This is a genomic window from Alterinioella sp. (assembly GCF_058343375.1).
This window is the reverse complement of sequence record NZ_JBTUJH010000006.1, coordinates 1-12,258: the sequence shown is the minus strand read 5'-3', so window position 1 is coordinate 12,258 and position 12,258 is coordinate 1. Positions and strand designations below refer to the sequence as shown.

General features: G+C 64.1%; 10 protein-coding genes. 4 read left to right on the top strand and 6 right to left on the bottom strand.

Going from position 1 to position 12,258, the window contains the following annotated elements:
* From ACW8PS_RS01040 to ACW8PS_RS01030, 3 genes are all read left to right on the top strand, one after another.
* On the top strand, positions 1 to 1,530 hold a 1,530-nt coding region (locus ACW8PS_RS01040; protein WP_491525393.1), incomplete at its 5' end, for a non-ribosomal peptide synthetase.
* Positions 1,530 to 2,267: a 4'-phosphopantetheinyl transferase family protein gene (locus ACW8PS_RS01035; RefSeq protein WP_491525392.1), complete on the top strand. Its 738-nt coding sequence runs from the start codon at positions 1,530 to 1,532 to the stop codon at positions 2,265 to 2,267. The genes ACW8PS_RS01040 and ACW8PS_RS01035, both read left to right, overlap by 1 nt.
* Before the next feature lie 158 nt (positions 2,268 to 2,425).
* Positions 2,426 to 3,757 carry a Wzz/FepE/Etk N-terminal domain-containing protein gene (locus ACW8PS_RS01030; protein WP_491525391.1) on the top strand — a complete coding sequence of 444 codons (1,332 nt, stop codon included), beginning with the start codon at positions 2,426 to 2,428 and terminating at the stop codon, positions 3,755 to 3,757.
* A gap of 75 nt (positions 3,758 to 3,832) precedes the next feature.
* Here the strand turns inward: ACW8PS_RS01030 and ACW8PS_RS01025 are convergent, their stop codons facing one another.
* The 6 genes from ACW8PS_RS01025 to ACW8PS_RS01000 all read right to left on the bottom strand — a co-directional run bounded on the left by ACW8PS_RS01025 (position 3,833) and on the right by ACW8PS_RS01000 (position 11,418).
* Positions 3,833 to 4,924: a CpsD/CapB family tyrosine-protein kinase gene (locus tag ACW8PS_RS01025; protein WP_491525390.1), complete on the bottom strand. Its 1,092-nt coding sequence runs from the start codon at positions 4,922 to 4,924 to the stop codon at positions 3,833 to 3,835.
* An 83-nt stretch (positions 4,925 to 5,007) separates the two neighbouring features.
* Positions 5,008 to 7,104: an NAD-dependent epimerase/dehydratase family protein gene (locus tag ACW8PS_RS01020; RefSeq protein WP_491525389.1), complete on the bottom strand. Its 2,097-nt coding sequence runs from the start codon at positions 7,102 to 7,104 to the stop codon at positions 5,008 to 5,010.
* A 12-nt stretch (positions 7,105 to 7,116) separates the two neighbouring features.
* Complete coding sequence (locus ACW8PS_RS01015) at positions 7,117 to 8,082, bottom strand: glycosyltransferase family 2 protein (protein ID WP_491525388.1); 966 nt, start codon at positions 8,080 to 8,082, stop codon at positions 7,117 to 7,119.
* A complete protein-coding gene (locus ACW8PS_RS01010; protein WP_491525387.1) occupies positions 8,079 to 9,323 on the bottom strand; it encodes a glycosyltransferase family 4 protein in 1,245 nt (414 codons plus the stop codon). Before ACW8PS_RS01010 ends, ACW8PS_RS01015 begins: the two co-directional genes overlap by 4 nt.
* Entirely contained in the window at positions 9,320 to 10,270 is a 951-nt protein-coding gene (locus ACW8PS_RS01005) for an NAD-dependent epimerase/dehydratase family protein (protein WP_491525386.1), read from the bottom strand. The genes ACW8PS_RS01010 and ACW8PS_RS01005 overlap by 4 nt, the downstream gene beginning before the upstream one ends.
* Complete coding sequence (locus tag ACW8PS_RS01000; RefSeq protein WP_491525385.1) at positions 10,258 to 11,418, bottom strand: Gfo/Idh/MocA family protein; 1,161 nt, start codon at positions 11,416 to 11,418, stop codon at positions 10,258 to 10,260. The genes ACW8PS_RS01005 and ACW8PS_RS01000 overlap by 13 nt, the downstream gene beginning before the upstream one ends.
* Before the next feature lie 138 nt (positions 11,419 to 11,556).
* Here ACW8PS_RS01000 and ACW8PS_RS00995 point away from each other — a divergent pair.
* Positions 11,557 to 12,258: WecB/TagA/CpsF family glycosyltransferase (locus ACW8PS_RS00995; protein WP_491525384.1), on the top strand; the 702-nt coding region annotated here is incomplete at its 3' end.

Here is a 12,258-nt window from a genome sequence, read left to right as displayed (position 1 = left end):
GCGGCGGCCGGGCTGATCAAGCAGTTTGCCTGGGTGTTTCCGGCCTTCAAGAAACCCAAAGGCGTTGAAAACCCGATGCAGCTTGATCTGGGTATTCTCAGCGAGGATGAACTGGAGGCGATCCTCGATTTTGCCTTCCAGCGTTATTTCGACGAGAGCGGGCTGTTTGGCACCGTTGAGGAGTGTCTTGACCGGGTCGAGCAGCTCAAGCGCATTGGCGTTGATGAAATTGCCTGCCTGATTGATTTCGGCATCGACCGCGATCTGGTGCTTGAAGGGTTGCGACCGCTGGCCGAGGTGCTGCGCCTGTCGAATATGGGCGATGATCTGGCCGAGGATGATTTTTCGATTGCGGCGCAGATCATCCGCCACAAGGTCACGCATCTGCAATGCACGCCCTCGATGGCGCGGATGCTGGTGGGCAATGACGAGGCGCGGATGGCGTTGCGCCGGGTCCGGCATCTGATGATCGGGGGCGAGGCGCTGCCCGGGTCGCTGGTGGCTGATCTGCGCGCCGCCACCGATGCCGATATCGAAAACATGTATGGGCCGACCGAGACCACGATCTGGTCCACTACTGGAGCCGCAACGATTGATGCCATCAGCGACATCGGCACGCCGATTGCCAACACGCAGGTCTATGTTCTCGATGATGCCATGCAGCCGGTGGCCACCGGCCAGGCGGGGGAACTCTTTATCGGCGGGGCCGGGGTTGCGCGGGGGTATTGGCGGCAGGATGATCTGACCGCCGAGAGGTTTCTGCCCGATCCGTTCCGCGACGGCGGGCGGCTGTATCGCACCGGTGATCTGGTGCGCTGGCGGGCCAGTGGCGGGCTGGAATTTCTGGGTCGGGCCGATACGCAGATAAAACTGCGCGGCTACCGGATCGAGCCCGGTGAGATCGAGGCCGCAATGGAGGCCGCGGAAGGGATCCGCCAGGCAGTTGTGATCGCGCGCGAGGATACGCCCGGAAACATCCAATTGGTCGGCTACTACATGGCCGGGGGGCAGGTCGATGAAACGGCCCTCAGGGGGGGGCTGGAGGCCCGGTTGCCGGCCCATATGGTGCCCGCGAAATTCATGGAACTGGACGCCTTTCCGTTGACGCCGAACCGGAAGATTGACCGCAAGGCGCTGCCCGCGCCGCAAGCCAGGCGCAGCGCGACCGTCACCTCGATTGCGCCGCAGGCCGGAACGGCAGGCAAGATTGCCACGATCTGGAGCCGCATTCTGGGGGTGCAGGGCATCACGCCGCAGGATCATTTCTTTGATCTCGGCGGGCATTCATTGCTGGCGGTTCAGGTCCATCGTGAGATTCGCACCGATCTGGAGGTCGCGGCGCTGTCCATCACCGACATCTTCCGCTTTCCGGTGCTGTCGGCGCTGGCAGCCGAGATTGACCGCCTGACGGGCGCGACAAAACCTGAGGCAGCAGCACCGGGACCGGCTGAAAATCTGCGCGCCATGACCCGCAGCGATGCGATGTCACGCCGCCGTGCCATGCGGGCCGCCCGTGGGGGGCAAGGGTGATGGATCTGCACAAAGATCTGATCCGGCTGTTCGGCACCCGTCATCGCATTGGTGTGGGGCGCGCGCGCGCCGATATGGCGCATGATCTGTGGCCCGAGGAACGCCGCGCCATGGCCCGCGCCATCCCGGCAAGGCGCGCCGAGTTTGGCGCCGGTCGCGCCGCCGCGCGCGCCGCGTTGCGCGGCATCGGGCTGGTGCCCTTCGCCATCCCGATGGCGGCTGATCGCGCGCCGGTCTGGCCGCGCGGCGTGGTCGGGTCCATTACCCATCATGACGAAGAATGCCTGGCGATTGCGTCTCGAAATCAACGACTTGCCGGGTTGGGGCTGGATCTTGAGGCGCGCGCCGATCTGCCCGGTGATCTCTGGGATGAAGTGGTGACCGCGCCTGAGATGGCCTGGCTCACCTTGCAGGATAAAGCCGATCGCGGGCTGCTGGCGCGGATCATCTTTTCGGCCAAGGAAGCCACTTACAAGGCGCTGTATCCGGTTACCGGCAGGGTTGTGGGCTTTGACGCCATGACGATCCGCCCCGATCCCGATAGCGGCCGGTTCCGCGCCCGGCTGGCCACCGGGTTCGGTGCCTATGGCAGTGGCACGGTTCTGGACGGGTATATCTTGCAGGACAGCGACTATGTGCTGACGGCGCTGGCCTTGCCCCTGCCGGGAGATTATGGCCAGATTGCGGCGGTGATCCCGGATATGGAAATGGAATGTTTCCGGGCGCAGCCTGTCTAAAGCTTGGAATTTTGCCATAAAATCATCTAAATTGAGGCTATGGTCGGGCAGCCCCGGGGGCAGTTGGCCAGGCCGAGATCGTAATCCAAAGGGGATAGCCCCTTTTTCCGCGATGCCTTGATCGGTATCCCGGCACGGCTCGGGAAGGAGCAATCGGCATGGGTCCGATTACATCATTGCGGGACATTCCGCGCATTTTGCACCGGCAATGGCGTGTCGTGGCGCTGATCTTGTTGATCGGCCTGCCATTGGCGCTGAACTATGCGCTGAGCCAGCCGCGTGTCTATGAGGCCATCGCCGTTATCCAGATCGAGGCTGCACAGGTTGTGGAACGTCTGACCAATCAGTCGGGCGGTGCCACCGGCACCATAAACCCCGACAGTGAGCTGGACCTGATCGAACAGCAGCTGATGTCGCGCGACAGTGTCGTGACGGTGCTGGATCAGTTCGATCTGTGGAGCGATGATCACTCGATGACGGAACGGGTGGCGATGCTGCGCGAAGCGGTATCAATCGTCAAGCTGATCGACCCCGAACAGGCCTGGCGACCCGAGGTCCATCCTTCGGGTCTGGTGATCACGGTGCGGCTGGATGATCCTCAGATCGCCGCCGATGTCGCCAATGTCTTTCTTGAGCGGGTGCTTGCCGAAGCGGCTGAACGGACCTCGGGGCGGACAGCGCGAACATTGGAGTTTCTGGTGTCCGAGGAAACCCGGCTTGGCACTGAAATAGATGCGCTGGAATATGAATATTCGCAATTCCAGCAGGAAAATTCCGGGTCATTGCCCGCCGCCATCGCGACACAGCGCACGCAATTGGCCGGTCTGGTGGACAGCCGGATCGCAATTGAAACGCAGATCATCGAATTGGAAAACGCCACCGGGCGGCTTCTGGCCGAAGCGCAGGAACGCCAGTCGGATCTGTTGAACCAGCGGTTGAACCTTGTGCTTGCGGCCATCAGCGAACTGGAGACCGCGATTGCCGCCGCACCTGAAGTTCAGCGCCAGATCAATGCCTATGAGCGCGAGATCACGCAATTGCAGGGCGAGCTGGAAGTGATCACCGCCAGGCGGGCCGAGGCGGCCATGAACCAGTTGTTGGTCAGCCGCAATCAGGCCGAACGGTTCGAAGTGCTGGAAACCGCCATCGCGCCCGAATTCCCGGTATCGGCCAGCCGCCGCAAGATCGCGCTGGCGGGGGGCATTGTGGTGACCTTGCTGGCGCTGGCCACGGCGCTGGCCATCGAGATTCTGGATGGCCGCCTGCGCAGCCCGGCGCAACTGGAACGCGAACTGGGCGTTATTCCGGTGATTGCCATCCCCAACCTGCGCAGCCGACGCCAGGTGCAGCGCGGGCGTTTGATGTGGATCGGCGCGATCGTTGCCGTGATCGGCGTGATTGCAGGGCTGGCGCGCGGGCTTTGGCGGATGATCGCAGAGCAATCTCCGGCCAGGCTGACCCGGCTGGCCCGTGTTCTGCCGCACCGATAGGGCCAGATATTCCCGATAGCATTTTCGCAAGAAGCGCAATCACCTGACGCGGATTGAAATCACGGCCTCAGGCTCTCAATATCCGTAGGAATAGCCGCTGCTCTGGTCCAGCTCGGCCTTGTTCATGACTATTCCCAGAACCGGCAGGTCATCCCCCAACCGGTTCTGCACCTCTCGCACATCGCGGGCGCGGGTTTGACCGCCACCGACCACGATCAGCACACAATCCAGATGCGGGCGCAGCGCCAGCACGTCGTCCATGGCCAGCGCGGGCGGCAGATCGAACAGCACCAGATCGGCCTTCAGGTCATCTTGCATGGTTTGCAGGATGCGTTCGGTCTTCGGGTTGGCAAACAGTTCGGCCGCATAGTCATCGGCGCGCCCATTCACGCCCAAAGCCAGCCGGTCACTGATATTGAGCATATTGGGCGCGAAGGTGGACAGGTAATCCTCGGCCGCGATCTGGCCGCGCAGAAAATCGGCGGTGGCGGGCATGTCTTTCAGGCCAAGCGTGCGGGCGAGGCCGGGATGGCGCAGGTCCAGATCCATCAACACGGTGCGGAAATCATCCAGCCGCGACAGGCTGATCGCCAGGTTGATCGCGGTAAAGCTTTTGCCGCAGCCGGCGGTGGGCGAGGTGATGCCGACGCGCCGCCAGCCCTTTTCGGCCATGGCCTGCACCATGCGGGTGCGCAACACGTCAAACGCGGCATGGGCCGGGTCGTGGCGCCCGGCGGTGATCACCAGATTGCGTTCCAGCCGGGCCGGATCAACCGGGATCTGCGCCAGGCGGTGCCAAATATCGCGGGCGTCATTTGCAGTGGCGGCAGCGGTGGATACCGGTTCCGGCTCTGACTCGGGATTGGCAGAAACCGGCGCGGCCGTGACCTCGGCCAGAATTTCCGGTTCGGGATCGGCCGCGACGGGTGCCGGGGCATTGGCGATCGGGTCAATCAACGGCAGGGGCGGGGGCGGGTGGGCCGGAACACGGCCAGGGCGAACCGGTTCGGCGGATGGCAGCGGCACCTCCTCCTCCTCCTCCGCGTCGTCGGCAATCGGTTCGACACCTTCGGTCAGCGCGGCGCGCAGGCGTTTTTCCAGCACACGGCGCGCGCGCTCGCTGTCGCTGAGCGCGTCATCGTCGGGCCATGTCCTGTTTCTGCTCATCGTTTGTTCTTAGTCCATTCAGGGTATAGGCGGACCCTTTGGGCGGTTTTGCCTGAGAATATTGGCAGAAATAAGCCGATTGCCTAAAACCCAAAGAGGCGCGTCTGATCTATGGCCGCGCGCAAAAATGCCTCACGGTCTGCTGTCGGCTGCCAGCCAAGCAGCGCTTTCGGGCGGGCATTGTCGAACCGCGCCAGATGCGCCCGTGACCGCCAATCGGCCAGCGAAGGCCGCAGCGCATCGCGTTGGCCCAATACATATCGTTTCAGCGCGTATTTCACGCCATCGGCCGCCCAAAGCCCGGCCAGATGCCCGGTGCTGACGCGAATGCGCGCATTCAGCCTTGTATGGATGGCGTCGAAATAATCGCGCGCGCTCAGCATCGGATCACCAATCAGGTTGAAACTTTGCCCAATCGCCTGCGGGCTGTCCATCATCGCAATCAGGCCCTGCGACAGATCATCGACCAGCACGAAAGGCAGGATATTGCGGCCATTGCCCCACAGTTTCACCGCCCCCGGGCCATGCCAGCGCCCGATACCCCAATGCTGCAACGGCCCGTCGCCGCCGACCACGATGCCGGGGCGCGCGATGATCAGGGGCAGGTCGCGGGCCTGGTGCAGCGCCATCAGCCGCGCCTCGCATTCGGCCTTGGACCGGGCATAGATATTGCGATTTTCGATATCGCCAAACCCGGTTTGCTCAGTGATCACCGTGGCGCGGTCGGACATGTCATAAGAGGCAATAGTGCCGGTATAGATCAGGCGATCAACGCCGGCCTGCAGGGCCGCATCGGCAATGCGCAGGGCGGTTCCGACATCGTTCTCCAGCGCTGAACCCCAGGTTTTATCCATGGATTTGGCCAGGTTATAGACGGTGTGGATGCCCGTCATCGCGCCCGCAATGGCATCCGTATCCCTCAGCGAGACGGGCAGGGTCTCGACATGATCGGCAATATCGGCAAAGGGCCCGTGGCTGCCCCGGCTCAGCACCCGCACATCATGGCCCCGCGCCACCAGGGCGCGGGTCAGGTTGCGCCCGATATAACCGGTGCCACCGATCACCATGACGGTGGGGGCGGGCGTGCCGGTGATTGCGGCAGGGGCGGCGGTGGCGGGCAGATGCGCCAGCGTGTCCTCGATGCCTTGCATGATTGTCACCGCCGAGGCACCGGAAAACCGTGGGTCAATCGGGCGGCCTGCGGCCAGATCGGCGTAAACCGCGCCCGTCATGCCAAGAAAACTCTGCCCATAGGGGGATTTGCGGTTCAGCGAGGCAAGCTGCACGGCACCATTGCGCAGAGCTTCGCGCAGGGTTCCGCCTGCCTGGGACATGGATTTCAACAGCGGGTTCAGCACCAGATCGGCGGTATTGTCGCGGGTCGTGATCAGCGTATCGGCAGCGTAATCCAGCCGCGCCATGCCGGAAGAGCCGCGCAGGGTCACACTGCGATCATCGACGGTTTCGACCATGGAGAGGGTGAGGCTCACATCGACATCGCCCGCGCGCGCCAGAATGCGCCAGCTTTGCGGGCGGGTCTGGCCGCCGGGCAGGGTCACGGGCTGGCCCAGATCGACGGCACGGATATCGAGCGGGCCAAACAGATCCACCGCAAAGGAAAACGGATGCGGGCCAAGTTCCAGCAGTAGATTTTTTGTCTCGCGCAGCAGCCACAGCCCATAGGGCCCGGAGCGCAGCGGGGCCAGCGGCAGGGCCCAATTGATCTGGGCCGATGAGATGCGCCCAAGCGTGCCGGATTCTGCCAGCGCTTTCAGACGCAGATAGCCGGGCAGACCCAGAAAATTATGCCCGGCGATAAAGGATTTTCCCGCCGCGCCGGCCGCCGCTTCAATCGCGCGCGTTTCGGCCAGGCTGAGGCCCACCGGTTTTTCGACCAGCACATGCAGCCCGGCAGACAGGCAGTCCAGCGCGATGTCATGGTGCAGGTCCGGTGGCGTCAATATATGCACCGCGTCGCAGATATTTGCGCCGATCAGGTCAGTCACGGAGCCAAAGCCTTGTGCCCCATGCAGCCCGGCCAACGCGTTTGCAGCAGGAAAATTACGGTCACAGATGGCCGTGATCCGGACCCCATCGGTGGCCTTCAGCGCAGCGCCATGCCAGTCGGCGATATAGCCAGCGCCAATCAGGCCGACACGGATGGATTTGGATGAAGACACCGGCATAACCTTTTATTTATATTCAATTATTTTCATATCACTTCCACGCCGCTTGCGCAGGTGAAAAATGATCATGCCGATCAGGTTGGGAAATTTGGCAAGGCTGAGATACAGCCCCTGATGCGCCGCCATGGAGGCCCCCATTCCGCCGCGCATAAGCCCGATGACCGTGCGCAGATACGAGCCCAGATAGATTGCCAGCACGCCCAGAAACAGCCATGGCGTCACCATCAGCCCAATCACCGCCAGCACCGGCAAAACGGCGGCAAAGATCAGCACGCGCATCCGTTCGCGCGCCAGATGATGGGGGTGCAGCGCGCCCATCTGTGCAAATCCGTGGCCATTGCGGACCGAGCGCCGCCACCATTGCGAAAAGCGACCCATATCCGCGTCATGACGGGTCATGGCCCGGGGCAGGCGGATCAGGGTGAACCCCGCCTTGGCGACCCGCAGGCAGAACTCGTCATCCTCGGCCGCGATCACCGCCGGGTTGAACCCACCGGCCTTCCGGAAGGCCGTGCCGCGCACCAGCATATCGCCGCCACAGGTCGTGATCGGCCCCGCCGGGCGGTGCCATTCATGGTCGCACATGGCGTTGTAGATACTGGCCTCGGGGTGGATCTCGGCGCGCCAGCCGGTGACGATGCCAAGCCCGGGATCGGCCTGCATTGCGGCCTTCGCATTGCCGATCCAGCCCGAAACCATTTCGCAATCGCCGTCGATGAAATGGATGAAATCGGGCAGATCCTCGCCAAGCGCTTCGACCCCTGCATTGCGCGCGCGCGCGGCGGTGAAAGGGGTCGACATGTCCAGCTCCACCACCTCGACGCCCAAGCCTTGCGCAACGGTGACGCTTGCGTCGGCAGATCCGCTATCGACATAGATGATGCGCTCGGCCTGACCCAACAGGCTGGTCAGGCAGCGCTGCAACCGGGCCCCTTCGTTGCGGCCAATGGCGATGATGGCAACGGTGCTCATGGGCGGGCCTGCGGGTGTGTTCGGGGTCGTATTTCGGCGGGCAGGGCAAGGCCTGCGTGAAACAGCGTTGCAAGCCGGGCAGCCTCGGCCCGGATGTCAAATTCAGCCTGCACCCTGGCGCGGCCGGCTTGTCCCATCGCGGCGCGGTCGGTGCCGGTCATCACGGATATAATGGCATCATGCAGCAACCCGGCATCGCCGGGCGGGATCAGATGGCCGGAGACGCCATGCTCGACCAGTTCCGCCGTTCCGCCGACGCGGGTGGCAATGACGGGTAGCCGGGCGGCCATCGCTTCCATCAACACCACCGGCACGCCTTCGGCAAAGCTGGGCAGGATCAGGCAATCGGAACAGGCCAGCAGCGCCGCGACCTCGGATTGGGATCTGTAGCCCGCGAAATCGACGCCATCGCCAAGGTTGAGCGCCTGGGCCTGCGCCAACAGCGCCGCCCGGTCCGGCCCGTCGCCGACCAGTGTCAGGCGCAGATCGGGCAGGGTTGTGCGGGCCTTTGCCAGCGCCTGCAGAAGCAATGGCACGCCCTTGACCGCGGCTAGCCGCCCGACAAAAAGCAGGTGATTGCCGTCGCGCGGGCCGGGCGTGTCATAGCGACCGGGATCAACGCCGCAATGGATGATCTTCAACTTTCCCCAATGGCTTTGATCACAAAACAGCATGGCCTGGGCGCGGGCGAAATTGCTGATGCAGGCGATGAACCGCGCGCGGGCGATCTTTGCATCCAGCCGCCAGTGATCGGGGGCAAAGAAGATATCCGGCCCATGCAGGGTGAAACTGTAGGGGATGCCCGAGATCACGCTTGCCAGCATCGCCACGGTGGCGCTGGATTTGGCAATGTGATTGTGCAGATGGGTTACCTTTTCGCGGGCCATATGGCGGGCCAGCACCAGCGCCTCCGTGAAATAGATCAGATTATAGAGCCGCCCGCGCAGGCCTTTGGGCGCGGTGGTCCAGGCCAGTGCAAGCGCCCGAAAATACCGCACAGGGTGGCGCAAAGCGGCAAGCTTGGCCCGCAACAGGGTCGCCGGATTGGCGGTGGCGGCCAGCACATGGAACGTGGCGCGGGCCTCAAGCCTTTGTTCTTCGCCGACCAGATGCTGCGCGCCGCTGCGCCGGATCGAGCAGGTGACAATCTCCAGCCCCTGCGCGCGCAAGGCCGCAACCTCACGTTGGATGAACGTATCGGTGGCGCGGGGGTATTGGCCGGTGAGATAGGCGATTTTCATCGGCTGCCCTCCGCGCTGAGCGCGTCTGCCATGAGGCGTTCGAACACCGGCTGCTTGGGCAAGGACAGGGCGGCCTCAGCGGCGGCACCGGTCCAACCCATGGGGGCCATGCGGGCGTGCAACGTGGCCTGACGCAACAGACCGGGGCGGCGCATATCGGGCAGGCGGGACGCCACCATATCGAACAATCGCCAGCTAAGCGGCAGCACCAGTTTCGGCCAGCCCCCGGCCTGCAAGGCATTGAGGAAACGCTGCCGGTCGGGCAGATCCGCATCGAGGATATTGAGCGGGTTTGCCGCGCTCGGGCCTTTTTCCGCAGCACCAAGCAAGGCCGCCGCGACCCGGTCGATATGGGCCAGCGGGATCTGCCCGTCGCGGCCAAGGCGCAGCAGGACCGGGCCTTTTGCTATGCCGATATGGGCATTCCACAGCCGCCCCGGCCCCCAGATCGCGCCAATGCGCAACAGGGTTGCCGGGCAGGGGCCGCCGATCACGACATGTTCCTGCGCCAGCTTGGCCCTGGTATAGGCATCGCGGTTTTTCAGGTCATTTTCCAAGGCGGTCTCCTCGGATATGATGGTGCCGGCGGTCAGAGGTTTCAGCCCGTAGACAGCGACTGATCCGGCCAGCACGAGATGCGCCACAGAGGCCTTTGCAGCCGCGGCGACCAGCCGTTCGGTGGCGGTCACGGTGTCGCGCGCCATGGCGGCATCATCGCCGGTCATCGCCGCGGCACAATGGAGTATGACATCGACCCCCTGAACCGCAGCCGTCAGATCATCGCAGGCGAGATCGGCGCGGATGACGGTCAGATGGGCGTGGCCGGAGGGCTCGCGCCCGCCCCGGATCAACGCGCGCACGCGGTGCCCGCCCGCCAGTGCGCGCGCCACGCAGGCACGCCCGACATGGCCCGAGGCCCCGGTGATCAGGATGGTCAGCGCGCCCATGGCATCGGCTCCATCACGGTGCAACTCGTGGTCATGTCATGCAGGCCGGTTTGCTGGCAGGCCAGGGTTGCCTCGGTCAGGTGCAGTGCGTAATCCCCGGCCAGCCGCGACGGGCGGCCTGCGGCAATTGCCGCCAGCATCTCGGCCGGCCCAAGCGCGAAATTCATCGCGGCGGCGCCCTTTCGGGGGAGATGCGGATGGGTTGGCCCGGGTAGCCGGATCCGCTTGGCGAGCGGGCTTTCCAGCAATCGCCGTCGGATGCGCAGGCGCTTGCGATACCGCACCGGGGCGGCATTATCCCAGGCACGAGCCACCTCCAGCACGCCATCATCGCCGATGATACGCAGCCGGTGGTCATGCGGGGCCGCGATGGAACAGGTCAGCCGCGCCACCGGGCCGGAGGTGAAATACAGCGTGGCAACAGAGAAATCGGGCGCGCAGCCGGTTAGGCCGCGCTTGTCGGGAAGGATCTCGGCGGTGGCGGTCACCACGCGCGCCACGGGGCCGAAATACGCGATCATCCAACTAAGGTAGTAGCCGGCATGTTCCAGCGCGCAGCCGGTGCGAAATTCATCCCCAAACGGCCAGGGCGCGCCGCTTTCGCTGATCCAGCTCTCCAGCGGGGCCTGCGCGATGAACCCGTCATCAAGCTCGGCATAGATCAGCCGGGGCGTGCCGGCGGTGCCGTCGCGCAAGGCCTTGCCAAGTGTCTGTGCGGCTTGGCCCAAAACGGATGACGGCGCGCTGCCCAATTGCAAACCGGCGTCGCGGGCGCGGGCGTGCAGCGCCTTTGCATCCGCCAGATCGGTCACCATCGGCTTTTCGCTGAACACATGGCAGCCTGCGTTCAGCGCCCGGCCGATCACATCGGCATGTGCCGACGGGTTGGTCAGGTTCACGATCAGGCCGCCACTGGAAAAGGTGGTGGCAAAGGCGGTGTCGGCGTCGGGCAGGGCCGCAATACCCCAATGTTCGCAGAAGGCCGACAGGCGGGCAGGGTCGGTGTCAAACGCGCCAAGCACCGCAATGTCGGGAAATGTTTTCAGGGATCGCATGTAAAGATCGGCCACAAAACCGCAGCCGATCAGGGTCACGCCCGCGCGTGCCCTGCGCCCGCCTGCGCCGGTTGGCTGGTTCTGCCCTGTCATCGTGTTTTTGCTCTGCCTCGTCGTTCCTGGATATTGTGACCATAAAAGCATGGCAACAGTTTGTCCTTTGCCGCACTCTTTTGTGTGGCACCCCATTGCGGCAGACTGCGCTGATATCAGGCAAGGGGCATGACCCGCGTGGACTTTAAGACAGGCAATTACACGGTCACGGTGAATGTGCCCGACTGGCCGACGCTGGCGCATGGCATTGCGGCGCGTATCAGGGCCGGGCAAGGCTATGCGCTGGCGACGCTGAACCTGGATCACCTGGAAAAGCTCAGCGCTCCGGGGCCGTTTCGGGAGGCCTATTCGGCGCAGGATTTTGTCACCGCTGACGGGAACCCGATTGTCTGGTGTGCAGGTCTGGCGGGGCGGTCTGTCGACCTTCTGCCGGGGTCTGACATGATCGTGCCGCTGGCCCGGATCGCGGCAGAGAAGGGCGTGAAACTGGGGCTGGTCGGGTCTACGCAGGACAGCCTGACAGGGGCCGAGCGCGCGCTGACGGGTTCAGTGCCGGGGCTGCAGGTTGCAGCCCAGATCGCGCCGCCGATGGGGTTTGATCCGGGCGGGGCCGAGGCGCGCGCCATTTTGCAGGATCTGCAAGATGCGGGCGTGGGCCTGTGTTTCATCGCGCTTGGGGCCCCGAAACAGGAATGTCTGGCGGCATTGGGGCGGCGGGTGGTGCCGGAAATGGGCTTTGCCTCAATCGGCGCGGGCCTGGATTTTCTGTCGGGAACGCAGGCGCGGGCCCCGCAATGGGTGCGCCGGATCGCGATGGAATGGGCCTGGCGGATTCTGTCGGACCCGGTTCGGATGATCGGGCGCTATGCCCGGGCGGCC